16 protein-coding genes are annotated in these 14,303 nt (G+C 68.8%); 10 read left to right on the top strand and 6 right to left on the bottom strand.

Annotated features, from left to right (window positions below; translation table 11 throughout):
* The first annotated feature begins 36 nt into the window (after positions 1-36).
* On the top strand, positions 37-303 hold the full coding sequence (locus ACYQ0J_RS03795) for an acylphosphatase (RefSeq protein WP_460170846.1): 267 nt from the start codon (positions 37-39) through the stop codon (positions 301-303).
* On the opposite strand, the gene hflX is transcribed toward ACYQ0J_RS03795, so the two are convergent.
* Entirely contained in the window at positions 291-1,940 is a 1,650-nt protein-coding gene (gene hflX, locus ACYQ0J_RS03790) for a GTPase HflX (protein ID WP_460170845.1), read from the bottom strand. The genes ACYQ0J_RS03795 and hflX overlap by 13 nt on opposite strands.
* On the opposite strand from hflX, the gene ACYQ0J_RS03785 reads away from it, so the two are divergent.
* Positions 1,940-2,566, top strand: coding sequence for a YdcF family protein (locus ACYQ0J_RS03785; RefSeq protein WP_460170844.1), 627 nt, complete (start codon positions 1,940-1,942; stop codon positions 2,564-2,566). The two genes, hflX and ACYQ0J_RS03785, sit on opposite strands and share 1 nt — an antisense overlap.
* Here ACYQ0J_RS03785 and ACYQ0J_RS03780 read toward each other — a convergent pair.
* From ACYQ0J_RS03780 to ACYQ0J_RS03770, 3 genes are read right to left on the bottom strand one after another with little or no spacing between them, the layout of a single operon-like run.
* Positions 2,511-2,960 (bottom strand): DivIVA domain-containing protein, encoded by a 450-nt coding sequence (locus ACYQ0J_RS03780; RefSeq protein ID WP_460170843.1) that lies wholly within the window; start codon positions 2,958-2,960, stop codon positions 2,511-2,513. The two genes, ACYQ0J_RS03785 and ACYQ0J_RS03780, sit on opposite strands and share 56 nt — an antisense overlap.
* Before the next feature lie 7 nt (positions 2,961-2,967).
* Positions 2,968-3,603 carry a YggS family pyridoxal phosphate-dependent enzyme gene (locus tag ACYQ0J_RS03775; protein ID WP_460170842.1) on the bottom strand — a complete coding sequence of 212 codons (636 nt, stop codon included), beginning with the start codon at positions 3,601-3,603 and terminating at the stop codon, positions 2,968-2,970.
* 29 nt (positions 3,604-3,632) lie between these two features.
* The gene (locus ACYQ0J_RS03770) at positions 3,633-4,460 is read right to left on the bottom strand and encodes a purine-nucleoside phosphorylase (protein ID WP_460170841.1); all 828 of its coding nucleotides are present in this window, start codon (positions 4,458-4,460) and stop codon (positions 3,633-3,635) included.
* Between the two features lie 45 nt (positions 4,461-4,505).
* Between ACYQ0J_RS03770 and ACYQ0J_RS03765 the strand changes: the two genes are divergently transcribed.
* Complete coding sequence (locus ACYQ0J_RS03765) at positions 4,506-6,968, top strand: BamA/OMP85 family outer membrane protein (RefSeq protein ID WP_460170840.1); 2,463 nt, start codon at positions 4,506-4,508, stop codon at positions 6,966-6,968.
* A 32-nt stretch (positions 6,969-7,000) separates the two neighbouring features.
* Positions 7,001-7,309 (top strand): DUF503 domain-containing protein, encoded by a 309-nt coding sequence (locus tag ACYQ0J_RS03760; protein WP_460170839.1) that lies wholly within the window; start codon positions 7,001-7,003, stop codon positions 7,307-7,309.
* On the opposite strand, the gene ACYQ0J_RS03755 is transcribed toward ACYQ0J_RS03760, so the two are convergent.
* Positions 7,306-8,496, bottom strand: a complete 1,191-nt coding sequence (locus ACYQ0J_RS03755) for a thiolase family protein (protein WP_460170838.1) — start codon at positions 8,494-8,496, stop codon at positions 7,306-7,308. The genes ACYQ0J_RS03760 and ACYQ0J_RS03755 overlap by 4 nt on opposite strands.
* Before the next feature lie 69 nt (positions 8,497-8,565).
* Between ACYQ0J_RS03755 and ACYQ0J_RS03750 the strand changes: the two genes are divergently transcribed.
* The 5 genes from ACYQ0J_RS03750 to ACYQ0J_RS03730 all read left to right on the top strand — a co-directional run bounded on the left by ACYQ0J_RS03750 (position 8,566) and on the right by ACYQ0J_RS03730 (position 12,220).
* The gene (locus ACYQ0J_RS03750) at positions 8,566-9,033 is read left to right on the top strand and encodes a GspH/FimT family protein (RefSeq protein ID WP_460170837.1); all 468 of its coding nucleotides are present in this window, start codon (positions 8,566-8,568) and stop codon (positions 9,031-9,033) included.
* Between the two features lie 19 nt (positions 9,034-9,052).
* Positions 9,053-9,391: a prepilin gene (locus tag ACYQ0J_RS03745; protein WP_460170940.1), complete on the top strand. Its 339-nt coding sequence runs from the start codon at positions 9,053-9,055 to the stop codon at positions 9,389-9,391.
* Entirely contained in the window at positions 9,388-10,098 is a 711-nt protein-coding gene (locus ACYQ0J_RS03740; protein WP_460170836.1) for a prepilin-type N-terminal cleavage/methylation domain-containing protein, read from the top strand. The genes ACYQ0J_RS03745 and ACYQ0J_RS03740 overlap by 4 nt, the downstream gene beginning before the upstream one ends.
* 13 nt (positions 10,099-10,111) lie before the next feature.
* A complete protein-coding gene (locus tag ACYQ0J_RS03735) occupies positions 10,112-11,602 on the top strand; it encodes a pilus assembly PilX family protein (RefSeq protein WP_460170835.1) in 1,491 nt (496 codons plus the stop codon).
* 261 nt (positions 11,603-11,863) lie between these two features.
* The gene (locus ACYQ0J_RS03730) at positions 11,864-12,220 is read left to right on the top strand and encodes a type II secretion system protein (RefSeq protein WP_460170834.1); all 357 of its coding nucleotides are present in this window, start codon (positions 11,864-11,866) and stop codon (positions 12,218-12,220) included.
* A 31-nt stretch (positions 12,221-12,251) separates the two neighbouring features.
* Here ACYQ0J_RS03730 and ACYQ0J_RS03725 read toward each other — a convergent pair whose 3' ends face one another.
* Positions 12,252-13,586, bottom strand: coding sequence for an O-antigen ligase family protein (locus ACYQ0J_RS03725; RefSeq protein ID WP_460170833.1), 1,335 nt, complete (start codon positions 13,584-13,586; stop codon positions 12,252-12,254).
* A 251-nt stretch (positions 13,587-13,837) separates the two neighbouring features.
* Here ACYQ0J_RS03725 and ACYQ0J_RS03720 point away from each other — a divergent pair, with 251 nt between their 5' ends.
* The gene (locus tag ACYQ0J_RS03720) at positions 13,838-14,242 is read left to right on the top strand and encodes a DUF1640 domain-containing protein (protein ID WP_460170832.1); all 405 of its coding nucleotides are present in this window, start codon (positions 13,838-13,840) and stop codon (positions 14,240-14,242) included.
* Positions 14,243-14,303 lie beyond the last annotated feature (61 nt).

Below are 14,303 nucleotides of genomic sequence, written 5' to 3'. Positions count from 1 at the left end.
ATGAAAAGCGCGTGGCAAGCCCCCTAGAATGGACCCATGCCGCGCCTGGTGGCCTTGGTGAAGGGAAGGGTGCAGGGGGTAGGGTACCGGGCCTTCGCCCAGAAAAAGGCCCTGGAGCTAGGGCTTTCCGGCTACGCGGAGAACCTGCCGGACGGCCGGGTGGAGGTGGTGGCCGAGGGACCGGAGGAAGACCTCCTGGCCTTCCTCCACCACCTCAAACAGGGCCCCCGTCTGGCCCGGGTGGAGGCGGTGGAGGTGCAGTGGGGGAAGGAGGCGGGGCTAAAGGGCTTTCACGTGTACTGAGCCCAGGCCTGGGGCCGGACCCCCGCCCGGAGGAGGGCCTCCGCCAGGGCCTCCTTGAGCTCCTTAAGCCCCGTGCCCTTTACCGCGGAGACCGGGATCCCGCCGAGCCGCTCCCGCAGGTAGTAGACGTCGTAGGGGGCGGCGCGGTCCGCCTTGGAAAGGGCCAGGACCCGGGGGGCCTCCACCCCGAGGTCCCGCAAGAGGGCCTCCACCACCCGGTAGCGCCCCAGGGCTCCCTCCTCCGAGGCGTCCAGGACGTGGACCAAGAGGTCCGCCTCCCGCACCTCCTCCAGGGTGGCCCGGAAGGCGGTGAGGAGTTCCTCGGGCATGTGGCGGATGAAGCCCACCGTGTCCGTGAAGAGCACCTCCCCCACCCCGGGCAGGAAGCCCCGGCGGGTCAGGGGGCGCAGGGTGGCGAAGAGCTTGTCCTCCCCCGGCTCGCCCCCCCGGGCGAGGGCGGAGAGGAGCGTGGTCTTGCCCGCGTTGGTGTAGCCCACCACGGCGATGAGGGGTATCCCCCGGCGCTTCCTTTGCCGCCTCGCCTCCTCCCGCCTCTTGGCGTACTCCTCCAGCTTGCGGGAGAGGTGGGCCACCCGGGCCAAGAGGCGCCTCCGGTCCACCTCCAGCTTGGTCTCCCCCGGGCCCCGGGTGCCGATCCCACCCCCCAGGCGGGAGAGCTCCTTGCCCTTGCCCACCAGGCGGGGCAGGAGGTACTTGAGCTGGGCCAGCTCCACCTGGGCCTGGGCCTCCGGGGTCTTGGCGTGGAGGGCGAAGATGTCCAGGATGAGCTGGGTCCGGTCCAGGACCTTGAGGCCCGTGGCCTTCTCAATCTCCCTTGCCTGGGCCGGGGAGAGCTCCAGGCCGAAGATGAGGGTGGAGGCGTTCTCGTGGTAGGCGAGGCTTTTGAGTTCCTCCAGCTTGCCCAGGCCCACCAGGTACCGGGGGTCCAGGTGCTGGCGGAAGACCAGAACCTTGCGCACCGGCACCCCCCCGGCGGTGCGGGTGAGCTCGGCGAGCTCCTCCAGGCCCGCCTCCGCCTCCGGCCCCTCCCCCAGGTCCACCCCCACCAGGATGGCCCTTTCCCCACTCCCGTCCTGAAGCTCCCGCACCCGGGCCTGGCGGGAAAGCTCCTCCTCCAAGGCCTCCACCTGGGCCCTTAGGTCCAGGTCCAGGTACTGGAAGTAGGGCTTGGGGGGAAGGATCCGCCAGTCCTCCTCCTGGGCCTGGGGCGGGGAGAGGAAGGCCAGGTGCAAGGTGGTGGGCCTCCCCTCCTCCACCTCCAGGGCCGCCAGGTTGTCCAGGCGGTTCAGGAAGAGCACGGAAAGGTCGGGCCGGGAAAGGCCGCCCTTGGCCAGGTGGGTGTGGAGGAGGCGGTAGCCGGAAAGCCGCCGCTCCGCCCTGGCCCCCTCGGGGATGGGAAGCTCCTTGGCGTCCCCCACCCCCACCCGCACCACCCGGCCCTCCCGGTCCAGAAGGAGGCTGATGGGCCTTCCCACCTCCTGGGAAAGCCCCGCCAGGGCCTGGGCCAGCTCCGGGGTGAGCACCCGCTCCTTGGGCACCCGCCTCCGGTACAGGTTGGAAAGCTTTCTGAGCTCGCTCTTCTTGAGCCCTTCCGTCCTGCCGAAGATCTTCTCCAATGCACCCCCAGTATACCCGAAAAGGGGGGCTGGGGCGTAGAGTGGAGTGCGTGCGCGGGCTGGTGCTGGCCCTCCTTCTCCTCTCCCCCGCCCTGGGCAAGGGGGGCTACGCCTGGATCGTGGTCCTGGGGGCGGCCCAGTACGGGGGCCGCCCCTCCCCCGCCCTGGAGCGGCGCCTCGAGGCGGCCCTGGCCCTGTATCGGCAGGGCGTGGCCCCGAGGATCGCCGTGGCCGGGGGGAAGGCCCCCGGGGACCGGTTCAGCGAGGGCGAGGTGGGCTGCCGCTACCTGCGGCAACGGGGGGTGCCCCAGGAGGCCCTCCTCTGCGAGACGGAAAGCCAGAACACCTACGAGAACCTCCTCTTCCTCAAGCCCCACCTCTCCGGCCCCCTCCTCCTGGTCACGGACGCCCCTCACCTGGGGCGGGCCCTCCTCCTGGCCCGGCTCCTTGGCCTTCAGGCCGAGGGACACCCCGTCCCCGGCCCCTACCCCTTGGGGTACTGGGCCCGGGAGGCCTTCTACCGCCTCTGGCTCTACCTGGGCTTGAGGCCCCTCCCCGGGGGGTACGGCCTCAAGAACCCTCCAAGCGTTTCACGGAGTCCAGATAGCCCTCCAAGAGGGCCCTGAGCTGCCCCAGGAAGAGGGCCTTCTCCTGCCTGGCCCGCTCGATCTCCCCCCGGAGGCGCTTAAGCTCCTCCGCCGCCTCCCGCAGCACCTGCTCCTTGGCGGCCAGGGCCTCCTTCTTGATGAGCTCCGCCTCCCGCTCCGCCTGCGCCTTGAGCTCCCGGGCGATCTTCTCCGCGGCCACCACCGCCCGCTTCAGCTCCCCCTCCGCCTCCTTGAGGCGGGCGTTCTCCTCCTCGAGGGCCTGCACCCGCTGGTGCAGGCCCTCGTTCTCCCGGATGAGGCCCTCCATGACCTCGGCCACCTGGGCCAGGTAAGCCCTGACCGCCTCCCTCTGGTAGCCGCGAAAGGCCCTGGGGAACTCCTGGTAGCGCACGTCTAGGGGGGTTAGGTCCATGCCGTCCCTAGTCTACAAAAAGGGCCCGGCCCACCCGCACCAAGGTGGCCCCCTCCTCCACGGCGATGGGGAAGTCGTCGGACATCCCCATGGAGCGCTCGGTGAGGCCATAGCGGTCGGCGAGCCAGGAAAGCCTCCGGAAGATGGGGCGCACCACGCCTTCAGGGCCCATGGGGGGCACGGTCATGAGGCCCAGGACCTCCAGGTGGGGCATCTCCCGGAGGCGGGCGAGGAGCTCGGGAAGCTCCTCCTCCAAGACCCCGTGCTTCTGGGGCTCCCGGCCCAGGTTCACCTCCACCAGGACCTTAAGCCGCATCCCCGCCTTCTCCCCCACCTTCTCCAGGGCCTCCGCCAGGCGCAAGGAGTCCAGGGAGTGGACGAGGGCAAAGCGGGGGGCGAACTTGGCCTTGTTGCGCTGGAGGGGGCCCACCAGGTGCCACTCCGCCCGGAGGAGCTCTATCTTCCTCAGGGCCTCCTGCACCCGGCTTTCCCCCAAGGGGAAGTCCCCGTGGGCCAAGACCTTCTCCCGGATCTCCTCCACCGTGCGCCCCTTGGTGACCGCCACCAGCCGGACCTCCTCCGGGCGCCGCCCCGCGCGGCGGCAGGCCTCTGCGATGCGCTCCAGGACCTGGGGAAGCCCCATATACCCCTATTCCAACAGCACGGGTGGCCTCAGAGGGCGGCGAGAATGCCCCGCAGGTAGCGGCGGAAGACGGGGCCCGCCTTGGCCGCCACCGCCAGCACCTCCTCCTCGGTGGCGTGGTGCTCCCGCTCCGGCACCGCCATGTCCGTGATGGTGGAAAGCCCCAGGACCCGCGCCCCCAGGTGGCGGAGGGCGATGACCTCGGGGACCGTGGACATGCCAATGGCGTCCGCCCCGAGCTCCCTTAGGAGCCTTAGCTCCGCCCGGCTGGCGAAGCTCGGCCCCATGAACCAGGCGTAGACCCCCTCGAAGAGGTGGAGGTCCTGCTTGCGGGCCACCTGGCGGGCAAGCTCAATGAGCCCTGGGTCGTAGGCCTCGAACATCACGGGGAAGCGGGGGCCCAAGCGCTCGTCGTTCGGGCCCCTTAGGGGGTTCGCCCCGGCGAAGTTGATGTAGTCCAGGTGGAGCATGATGCCCCCCGCCTGGAAGCGGGGGTTCAGCCCCCCGGCGGCGGAGGTGAGGAGGAAGGTCTTCGCCCCCAAGAAAAACCCCACCCGCACCGGGAAGACCACCTCCTCTGCGCTGTAGCCCTCGTAGTAGTGGACCCGGCCCTGGTAAACCAGGACGGGCTTGCCCTCCAGGTGCCCCAGGACGAGCCTCCCCGCATGCCCCGGGGCGGTGGAGCGGGGGAAGTGGGGAATCTCCGTATAGGGGATCTCCGCCACCTTCTCCACCTCCTCGGCCAAGGGGCCGAGCCCCGAGCCCAGCACGATGGCCACCTCGGGGAGGAAGTCGGTCCTGGAACGGATGTGGGCCACGGCCTCCTGGATCCTCTCGTAGACCTCCATGGCCGCCATTTTACTCTCACTCCCCGTTCACCCGCTTTCGGTAAGCTCTAGGCCATGAAGCGCCTTTTGGCTTTGCTCTTTCTGGGCCTTCTGGCCCTGGCCGCCCCCATCCGGGAGGTGGTGGTGGAGGGAGCGGACCCGGTCCTCCAGGCCCTGGCCCGGGCCGCCTTGCCCTTCGGGGTGGGGGACGAGCCCGGGGACCTGGAGGCGGCCCGGAAGGCCATCCTGGCCACGGGCTACTTCCGGGAGGCCCGGCTTTCCCTGGAAGGGGAGGTCCTCAGGGTGGTCCTGGTCCCCTACCCCCCCATCGCCGAGGTCCGGGTGGAGGCCAAGGCCTTCCCCCAGGACCGCCTCCTCACCTTCTTGGAGAACTTCGCCATCGGCAAGGAGGCCACCTACAACCCCTTGAGGGCCCAGGAGGCGGCGAGGGCCCTGGCCCAGGCCTTCCGGGAAAACGGCTTCCCCTTCACCCCCAAGGTGGAGGTGGAGGCCAAGGAGGAGGCGGGGAAGATCTCCCTCACCTTCCGGGTGGAGGAAGGCCCCGAGGTGAAGGAGGTCCGCCTCCTGGGGGTGAGCCTCCTCCCGGAAGACGAGGCCCTGAAGCCTCTCCAAGCCCTGAAGGGGCCCTTTGACTTCGCCAAGTACCAGGAGGCCCTGAGGGCCCTGGCCCAGCGCTATGAGCAGGCGGGCTACCGCTTTAGCGGCCCCGACCCCCAGGCCAGCGCCCTGGAAGGGGGCGTCCTCACCGTGCGGGTGCGGGAGCTCAAGGTGGTCCGGGTGGAGGGGGAGGGGCTGGACCTTTCCGCCTTCCCCTTGCGGCCGGGGGACTACCTGCGCTACGACCGCCTCCTGGAAGGGGTGCAGGCCCTCTCCCGGGCCCTTTCCCGGGTGGTGAACTTCACCCTGGTGCCGGAGGGGGAGGGGGTGGCGGTGCGCCTGCAGCCGGGCCCGGAGGGGGGGAGGATCGAGCGGGTGGAGCTTTCGGGAAACACCGCCTTCCCCACGGAGGAGCTCCTCGCCCTCCTGCGCCTGAAGCCCGGGGAGGTCTACACCCCCGCCCTCGCCCAGGAGGACGCCCGGCGCCTGGCCCAGTACTACGGGGAGAAGGGCCTCGAGGTGGCCGACGTGCGCTATGGCTTCCAGGAAGGGGTCTTCCGCCTGGAGGTGGTGGAGCTTAAGATCGGGGGCTACCGCCTGGAGTGGCAGGGAAGCCCCCGCACCCGGGAGGAGGTGATCCTGCGGGAACTTCCCAAGCCGGGAAGCCTCTTCAGCGTGCCCGAGCTCCGCCGGGCCATCGCCCGCCTCATGGCCACGGGGCTTCTCGCCGAGCCCCCGGGGGTGCGCCTGGCCCCCGGGGAGAAGGAGGACCAGGTGGTGGTGGTCCTCTCCCTGAAGGAGGCCAGGACCGGGCTCTTCCAGCCCGCCCTGGGCTGGAGCTCCCTGGAGGGCTGGTCGGGAAGCCTCTCCTTCAAGGAGACCAACCTCTTCGGCCTGGCCCACCAGGTAAGCCTGGACCTGGCCTTCGTGCAGAACGAGGCCCGGGACAACCTCTCCTTCTCCCTGGCCTACACCGTGCCCTGGCTCTACCTGGACTACCTGGACCTGAAGGAGGTGCGCACCAACCTCTCCCTGAGCCTCTTCTCCACCCCCATCGGCAACAACAAGCTCCTCCAGGGGAGCACGGACACCGGCTGGGAGTACACGGAAAGGCGCACCGGGGGGGGCTTTAGCCTCTCCCGCCCCTTGGCCCGGGACCTGGAGAACCTGCGCCTCTCCCTGGGGCTTTCGGTCAGGCGCTCCACGTATGCCCTCGAGGTCTACGACCCCAACGCCCCCTGCGACCCCGCCCAGACGGACCCCAGCGACCCCAGCTACTGCGACGGCACCGGCTACAAGAACCCCTCCCTGGCGCAAAGCCTCCTCCCCACCCCCGGCTGGACCCTGCGCCTGGACACGGGGGTGAGCTACCTGGAGGTGGACGACCCCCGCTTCCGCACCCAGGGCTACGAGGCGAGCCTGGCCACCGGCCTCGGCCTCTCCCTGCCCGACACGGGGGGCCGGAGCTTCTTCGTGCCCCTGGTGGCCACGGGCAAGACCTACCTGGGCCTGGATCAGGAAAAGCGCCAGGCCCTGGCCTTCCGCCTCTCCGCGGGCACCCTCTTGGGCTTCCCCCCGGAGAGCGAGCGCTTCTTCCTCTCCGGCGGGGGCGCGGAGGCCTTCCTCCTCCGGGGCTACGAGGACCGCAAGTACGGGGGGCTCTCCTTCGCCACGGGGAGCGTGGAGTACCGCTACAACTTCAACCTCTCCCCCCAGGGGGGCACCAACCTCTACGGCATCCTCTTCGCCGACTTAGGCCTCGCCGACAACACCGGGGGCCTCAAGTGGGGGGCGGGCCTCGGCTTCCAGCTGGACCTGGACGTCTTCGGGGCCCTCCTCCCCTCCCTAAGGCTGGACTACGCCTTCAGCCCGGAAAGCCCCACGGGGAGGCTCCACTTCCGCATCGGGCCCATGTTCTAAGTACCCCGGGACGTATACTGGCCTTAGCCGCCATGAAGGCCTACCTCGGCCTCTACACCGCCCGCCTGGAGACCCCGGCCCGGAGCCTCAAGGAAAAGCGGGCCCTCATCAAGCCGGCCCTGGAAAGGCTGAGGTCCCGCTTCCCCGTGTCCGCCGCCAGGCTTTACGGCCTGGACGCCTGGGGGTTTGAGGTGGTGGGCTTTAGCGTCTTGGGCAACGACCACGCCTGGGTGGAAGCCACCCTGCGGGAAGCCGCTCGCTTCCTGGCGCAAAACGGGAACTTCCGCGTGGCCCTGGAGGAGTTCCGCCTCGAGGCCTTTGAGCTGGACGGAATGGTCTAAACCACCTCCACCGCGAAGGCCACCGACCCCCCGGTCCCGTGGCAGATGGCGGCGAGGCCCCGCTCCTCCCCCTTCACCCGGAGGGCATTCAGGAGGGTGACCAGGATCCTGGCCCCGCTCGCCCCGATGGGGTGGCCCAGGGCCACCGCCCCCCCGAAGACGTTGAGCCTCTCGTAGGGCACCCCCAGGAGGCGGCTGAAGAGGACGTTGTTCAGGGCGAAGGCCTCGTTGTTCTCAAAGAGGCCAAAGTCGGCGACCCGCATCCCCAGGCGGTCCAGGAGCTTTTTGGCGGCGGGGACGGGGGCCTCGGGGAAGCGCCAGGGCTCCCCGGCGGCCCAGGCCCCGCCCAAAACCTTGGCCAGGGGCTTGAGGCCGTGGGCCTTCACCGCCTCCTCCGAGGCGAGGAGGAGGGCCGCCGCCCCGTCGGAGATCTGGCTAGAGTTCCCCGCCGTGAGGACCCCGTCCTTCCGGAAGGCGGGCCTCAGGGCGGCCAGGGAGTCCGGGGTGGTCTCGGGGCGGATGCCCTCGTCCTTCTCCACCGCCACGGGGCCCTTCTTCCCGGGCACCTCCAGGGGGGCGATCTCCCAGGCGAAGTGGCCCCCCTCCGTGGCCTCCGCCGCCCGCCTGTGGGAGAGGTAGGCGGCCTCGTCCACCTCCTCCCGCGTCACCCCGTAGTCCTGGGCGAGCCTCTCCGCCTGCTCCCCCATGGCCTCCCCCGTGAAGGGGTCGGAAAGCCCGTCCCGGAGGAGGATGTCCTGCAGGTTCTCCGGGGCCCCCAGGAGGAACTTGTACCCCCACCGGGCCCGGTGGCTGAGGTAGAACCCCGCCTGGCTCATGGACTCCATCCCCCCCGCCAGGACCAGGCGGGCCTCCCCCGTGCGCAGGAACTGGAAGGCGTTGAGGACCGCCATCATCCCCGAGGCGCACACCATGTCTACCTGGTACCCGTCCACCTCCTTGGGGATGCCCGCCCTTAGGGCGGCCTGCCTCGGCAGAAGCTGCCCGTGCCCGGCCCGGAGCACGTTCCCGAAGACGTAGAGGTCCAGGGCCTTCCCCTCCACCCCCGCCCGGGCTAGGGCCTCCCGCATGGCGTGGGCGCCCAGCTCCACGGGGCTTAGGTCCTTCAAGGCCCCCCCGAACCTGCCGATGGGGGTCCTGGCCGCGGCGACGATGTAGACCTCTTGCATGGCCCCATCATACCCCCCCGTTTGGGGGATGCGCACCCGGGGGGCGGACCCCTAAAGTGGTTTAGCGAAATGGCTCCTTGGGCGAGGCAGGGCTTCAGCGTGCTGGAACTTCTCGTGGTCCTGGCCGTCCTGGGCATCCTGGGCGGTCTTGCCTACACCAACTACAGCGCCGCTTACCGCCTCGGGGCGGCGGGGGCCGAGCTCAGGACCTTCCTCCTCGCCACCCGCACCGAGGCCATCCGCAGGGGGACGGGGGTGGCGGTGGTCCCGGAGGGCCGGGGGCTCGTAAGCTGCGTGGACGAAAACCGAAACCGGGCGTGCGACGCAGGGGAAGCCGTCCTGCGCCGGTTTGACCCGGGTGGGTACGGGGCGGCCCTGGATCTGAGGAGTGGCTTCTCCCCCGGCCTTCGCTTCAACGCCCTGGGGAGGCCCAACACAGGGGCGCGCCTGGCCCTGCGCCTGGGCGGACGGACCCTCACCCTGTGCGTGGGCATGGGAGGAAGAGCGCGGGAGGTGAGCGGCGATAGGTGCCCGTAAAGGCTTTACCTTGCTGGAGGTGCTCCTGGCTTTGGGGCTCCTCGCCGTGGTGGTGCTGGCCTTCGCCTCTCTGCAGGTGACGAGCCTGCGCGGGGGCCGGCAAGGCCGGGAGCTCCAGGCCGTGGTCCGGGAGATGGAAAACTTCATGGAAAGACTGAGACAGGACCCCCAGGGCGTCGCCACCCTTTGCAACGGCCCCCTGACCCTCGGGGGAAGGCGGGGCACCTGCACCGCCGTCCCCTGTGGCGTGGCCCAGGACGGCGGCCTCACCTGCCCCACCTCGGGGGACGCGCGGGCCTTCCAGGTGGTCCTGGAAGTGGAAGGAAAACGGCTGGAAACGGTGGTGTATCGGCCATGAGAAGGCACGGGTTCTCGCTCCTAGAACTCCTGCTGGCCTCCGCCCTCCTGGGGAGCCTCTTCCTGGTGGTGCTGGCCCTGGAAAACTCCAGCGCCACCCTAAGGGAGCGGGAAAGGGCGAGGGGGCGGCTCGCCGACGAGCTTAGCCTCACCGCCCTTGCCCTGGCCCGGGAGCTTTACACCGTGGGCTACCGCCTCACGGGCCAGGCCCTGGTCCTAAGCCCAAGCCCCGAGGGGGACGGGCTTACGGGCTGGTTCCTCTGCGAGGCGGGGATGGAGGAGGTCTGTGGGGAAAGCCTGGGGCAGGTCAGGGGCACGGGCTACGGGGTGAGCCAGGGGGTCCTCCGCTGGAGCGCCTGCACCGGCGAGGGGTGCACGCCCTCGCCCACCAACCCCGTCTTGGGAGGGGACGAGACCCGGGTAGAGGCCTTCCGGGTGGCCTACCTGGAAGGGGGCACCTGGAAGCGCCAGGCGCAGGCCGTGAACCTGAGGGCCGAGGGCGCAACCCCGAAGGTGAGCGCCTTGGCCCTCTACCTCCTGGCCTCCGTCCCCGTGCGGGGCGGCGCCCCCGCCTTCACCCCGGGGAGTACCCTGAGCTACCCGCCCGGGCTTTCCCCTGGCCTTCTGGCTCTGCCCCCTGCGGCAGGCGACGGCCGCCTGCGTGCGGAGAAGCTGTGGCTCGTGCAGACGCCGAACCTGGCGCGCTGAAAGGAGGTGTGGGATGAACGCAAAAGGCATAGCGCTGGTGGTGGCCCTCGTGGGAATGATGGCGGTCCTCGCCCTCTCCCTGGCCATGGTGCAAAGCGCCCTAGGCAACCTTAAGACCGGAAGCGACCTCCTGAACCGGGCCCAGGCCCGCCAGCGGGCGGAGGCGGGCGTGGACCACGCCCTGGTCTACCTCCACGGCAAAACGGCCTTAAGCGCACCCCAAACCCTCTCGGGCCAAGGCTACCAGGTCGTCCTCACCCCCCAGGGGGCCCAGGGGGACGAGATCCGGGTGGAAAGCCAGGGCCAGATGGGCCTCGCCCGGCACACCGCCGTGGCCGTGGTGCGCCTCCAGAGCGTTCCCACTCAGGCGCAAAACCCCCTGTTTGGCCAGGGATGGATCAGCGGCGAGCGCATCACCATCAACGGGGGGGTGGACCTCTGGGGAAGCCGGCTCCACGCCGACCAAGGCTACGCCAACCTCTCGGGCCAGATCCGGGTGTGCGACGAGGACGGAAGTAACTGCCGCGGGATTGACCAGGTCAACCCGCCGCCCATCACGGGGGGACAAGGGGTAACGGGCACCCAGTGCAACGCGAGCGGGAACAACGGGGTGGTCTGCAACGGCTCCGCGCCCAGGTACCAGGTCTGCCCGGTGTACCAGACCCCCTCCGACCCCAACCTTACGTGCCTGGACGCCGTCACGGGCAGAGCCGTGCGCTGGGACCAGGCGACCCGCATCCAAAGACCCGACGTGGACGCGATCAGCCAAGGGAGCCTAGGGGTCCGCGTCGCAAGCCCCTTTCAGGACGCCCAAAACAAAGGCCTTTGCCAGCACACCTTCACCTCCCTGGACCCCGGCCAAGCGGGCGAGCTGCTGGCCTTCCTTGCAAGCACGGGCGTCACACCCCTCACAAATGACGTCAACGCCCTCCTGGCCCAAGCCCTTCCCCTCTTCTCCGGAAGCAGGGTCTGCGTCCAGGGGAACGTCACCCTTCCCGCCAGCACCACGCTCCGCGACGTGACCTTCTACGTGGGGGGCACCTTCCAGGTGAACGGCGCCGCCACGCTGGAAAGGGTCAAGGTGGCGGCCCAGGGTGGGCTGGACCTGGGAAACGTGCAGGCGACGGACAGCAAGTTCTTCGCGAACGGCACCGTCAACCTCAACAACGACGCCGCCTTCAAGGGCGACTCCACCCTCGCCTCCAGGCAGTCCCTCAACTTTAACGGCGGGGCCGACCTGCTGAACAACCGCGCCCTCCTGGTGGTGAGCGAGGGGGACATCACCTTCAACGGCCGGGCGAACACCCACGCCTTCATGTGGGCGGGGGGGACCATCACCTTCAACGGTACCGGAGCCTTTATCGGCGGAGCGGTGAGCCTCGGGGGCACCATCCGAAACGGCGGGGGGCAGTTCTACATCCAAAACTCCAACGCCCTCAACAGCGACCTGCCCAACACCCAGACCGACAGCACCCCCCGGCCCGTGGTCCTGAGCCGGAGGTGATCCCCAGGCCCGCCCCAGGCGGTGGGGTGGGCCTGGCCTTCACACCGCTTTCACACCCTTCCCCCATCCTGAGAATGACCCCCCAAAAGGGGGGGTTGACAAGGAGGAGGGGCGGGCGGAAGAATGAACCCAGGGAGGAGGTGAGAGAGGGGTAAGAAGGCTGAGAAAGGCAAGGCCAGGTAAGAGGCGGGTAAGTCGGCTTCAGGCACTCATGGCCGCGCGATACATGAAAGCGCGGGAAACCCTAAGGAGAGAAGAGGTATGCGGAACGCGAAAGGCTTCACCCTGGTTGAGCTCCTGATCGTCGTCGCCATCATCGGCATCTTGGCGGCGGTGCTGGTCCCAAACCTCTTGAACGCCCGAAGGACGGCCGTGGAAAGGGCCGCCCAGGCTTACGGGCAGAACGTCTACAAGGCTGCGTTCGCCTATGTTTCTGATAACCCCAACAATACTGTACAAACAACAAACGACTGCAAGAACGGTTATAGCGCCGGTAGCTATTCCGTACCCGCTCCTGGGACTGGCGTAATTGATGACTGCAAGGTGGAAAACGCCGGCGATAACACCCCCAAGGTGACGGTTAAGAGCAAGTTCGGCACTACCTACACCTTCCCCTAAGCAGTCAAAATTAGGAACAGAGGAAGGGGGCTTAACCCTTCTTCCTCTGTTCCTTTAATGCGGATAGTGTGGACGCACCCCAAAGGGCCCACATAGCTCCTTCCGCCTCGGGAATAGAAAACCACGCAAGGAGGAAGAGGTGCAGGCCCAAAAGCCCCAGCGCTCCGGGGCTTAGGCTGGGCAAGCTCCGAAGGGCTAGGAAAAGGAGGGCACCGTACAAGGCAAGGCCCGACAATCCCCACTTGAGCCCCACTTCCAGAAACTGATTATGGGCTCGGAAGCTGTAAATTCTTAGGACCACAAGTTTCCCGTCGGGGCCTCTTAGAACAAAAACAGGATCGCCGTGGGGTGCGTTGCCCACCTTCTCAAGCCGGGCTCCGAAATACCCGAACTCCTCCTCTATAAAGTTTTCCAGGCTGGCCTTGGTCAGGTACCGAGGCCAGCGGTGCTCAAACACCCCTCCGCCCCAGCCGAAGAGGGGCCTCGCAGCGATGCCCCCCAAAGCCGCCTCCCAGTAGTAGAGCCGGGTCCAGAAGGTGTGCCCGCTCGCCAGCTCGGCCCGCACCCCCTGAGGGTTGAGGAAACGCACGGCGCCCCACCCCAGGCCCACCCCCAAAAGGCCCAGGACCAACACCCAAACCCCCGCCCGCCGCCGCCAGAGGAAGACCGCCACCCCCACCCCCAGGAGGGCCAGGACCCCAGACCGGTTGAAGGTAAGGCCCAGGGCCACCGCCATGAGGAGAAGAAGGGCCCCGGAGGCGGTGCTCCGCCTCTGAGCGAAAAACCCTGCCGCCACCCCAAACCCCAGGGCGAAGTACCCGGCCAGGTGCCCCTTGCCGGGAAAGGTCACCATGGGAAGGTTGCCGGGGCTGGTGGGGTAGTAGAGGCCCCGGTGAAGCGCCACCTCGGCCAGAGCCCCGAGGGCCAACACCACAGCCCCTCCCAGCACCCCCAGGGCCACCCTGTGGCCCAAGCCTGGGTCAAAGAGGAAGCGAAGGTAGCCCAGAACGAAAACTCCCACCATCAAAAGCCCCCACACCAGCCCATCCGAATAGTCCACCACCGAACCCGTGAGGGCCACCTGGGGCTCGGGGGAGAGGGCCGTGGAAAGGCCCATCCAAAGGGCAAGAAAAAGGGCGAGGAGCAAAGGGGGGTGGGCCCGCAGGAACCGGGGCAGGTAGCGGAGATGCGCAAGGTGCACCTGGGGATGAGCGGTGAGCTCCAGAAAGAGGCCTCCTAGCAGAAAGAGGAAGGTAAAGTAGTGCTTGGCCAGCACCACCCCGGCGTGGCTAGCCCCGAAGGGCCAGACCACAAGGGGATAGAGGAAGGCGAAAAGGGGCCACCACCAGCGGCGCAGGAAGTTCATAGGGGCATTCTATTGCATGGGACTGCGCACCCCCTTAGGGAGGCAGTGCGCCCTAGCCCTAGGCGTGGCCAGGGCGGTGTAACCCCTCACCCCGGAGGCGTACCCAGCCCCAGAGCGGGAGGCCCCGGTATCGTGGAGGGCTTCATGGCCGGGGCGGGCAACCGCTTGGCGCCGAACCCAGCCTCCCCAGGCCCGGGAGGAGGCCGCCCTTCCCCATCCCAGGCCCCCCGGCCTGTGCTAACCTGAAGGCAATGACCACGGAAGAACGCCTCTACAAGCTGGAGGGGATCGTGGAGGGGGTCATGGCCACCCTCCCAGGCCAGGTCACCTCCCTGGAGGCACGGGTGGACCTCCTCCGCCAGGAGGTCAAGGCGGAGATCGGAGGCCTGCGCCGGGAGGTGGAGGAAAAGTTCAACAGCCTGCGCCGGGAGGTGGAGGAAAAGCTCGTCGGCCTCCGCCAGGAAGTGAGGGGGGAAATCCAAAGCCTCCGCCAGGAGCTCAAAGGAGAGATCCAGAGCCTCCGCCAGGAGGTGAAAGCGGAAATCCAGGGCCTGCGGCAGGAAGTGAAGGCGGAGATCAACACCGCCTTCAACAAGCTCATGCTCTACTTCACCGCCGTGGCGGCGGCCCTGGCCGTCCTCACCTTCCTCCGCTGAACCCCCGGGCCGAGCACCCCCTCTAGCGGCCTCACGCCCTGGGAAGCCTGGCCCTGCGCGT

The sequence above is a fragment of the Thermus sp. FJN-A genome (genome assembly GCF_054655095.1).
This window is presented reverse-complemented; position numbering and strand designations above follow the sequence as displayed.

Coding starts and splice junctions, on each gene's coding strand:
- ACYQ0J_RS03785 (WP_460170844.1), top strand. CDS start 1,940: ATGCACCCCCAGTATACCCGAAAAGGGGGGCTGGGGCGTAGAGTGGAG.
- ACYQ0J_RS03755 (WP_460170838.1), bottom strand. CDS start 8,496: ATGCAAGAGGTCTACATCGTCGCCGCGGCCAGGACCCCCATCGGCAGG.
- ACYQ0J_RS03725 (WP_460170833.1), bottom strand. CDS start 13,586: ATGAACTTCCTGCGCCGCTGGTGGTGGCCCCTTTTCGCCTTCCTCTAT.
- ACYQ0J_RS03795 (WP_460170846.1), top strand. CDS start 37: ATGCCGCGCCTGGTGGCCTTGGTGAAGGGAAGGGTGCAGGGGGTAGGG.
- ACYQ0J_RS03720 (WP_460170832.1), top strand. CDS start 13,838: ATGACCACGGAAGAACGCCTCTACAAGCTGGAGGGGATCGTGGAGGGG.
- ACYQ0J_RS03765 (WP_460170840.1), top strand. CDS start 4,506: ATGAAGCGCCTTTTGGCTTTGCTCTTTCTGGGCCTTCTGGCCCTGGCC.
- ACYQ0J_RS03740 (WP_460170836.1), top strand. CDS start 9,388: ATGAGAAGGCACGGGTTCTCGCTCCTAGAACTCCTGCTGGCCTCCGCC.
- ACYQ0J_RS03760 (WP_460170839.1), top strand. CDS start 7,001: ATGAAGGCCTACCTCGGCCTCTACACCGCCCGCCTGGAGACCCCGGCC.
- ACYQ0J_RS03775 (WP_460170842.1), bottom strand. CDS start 3,603: ATGGGGCTTCCCCAGGTCCTGGAGCGCATCGCAGAGGCCTGCCGCCGC.
- ACYQ0J_RS03730 (WP_460170834.1), top strand. CDS start 11,864: ATGCGGAACGCGAAAGGCTTCACCCTGGTTGAGCTCCTGATCGTCGTC.
- ACYQ0J_RS03770 (WP_460170841.1), bottom strand. CDS start 4,460: ATGGCGGCCATGGAGGTCTACGAGAGGATCCAGGAGGCCGTGGCCCAC.
- ACYQ0J_RS03750 (WP_460170837.1), top strand. CDS start 8,566: ATGGCTCCTTGGGCGAGGCAGGGCTTCAGCGTGCTGGAACTTCTCGTG.
- ACYQ0J_RS03780 (WP_460170843.1), bottom strand. CDS start 2,960: ATGGACCTAACCCCCCTAGACGTGCGCTACCAGGAGTTCCCCAGGGCC.
- ACYQ0J_RS03735 (WP_460170835.1), top strand. CDS start 10,112: ATGAACGCAAAAGGCATAGCGCTGGTGGTGGCCCTCGTGGGAATGATG.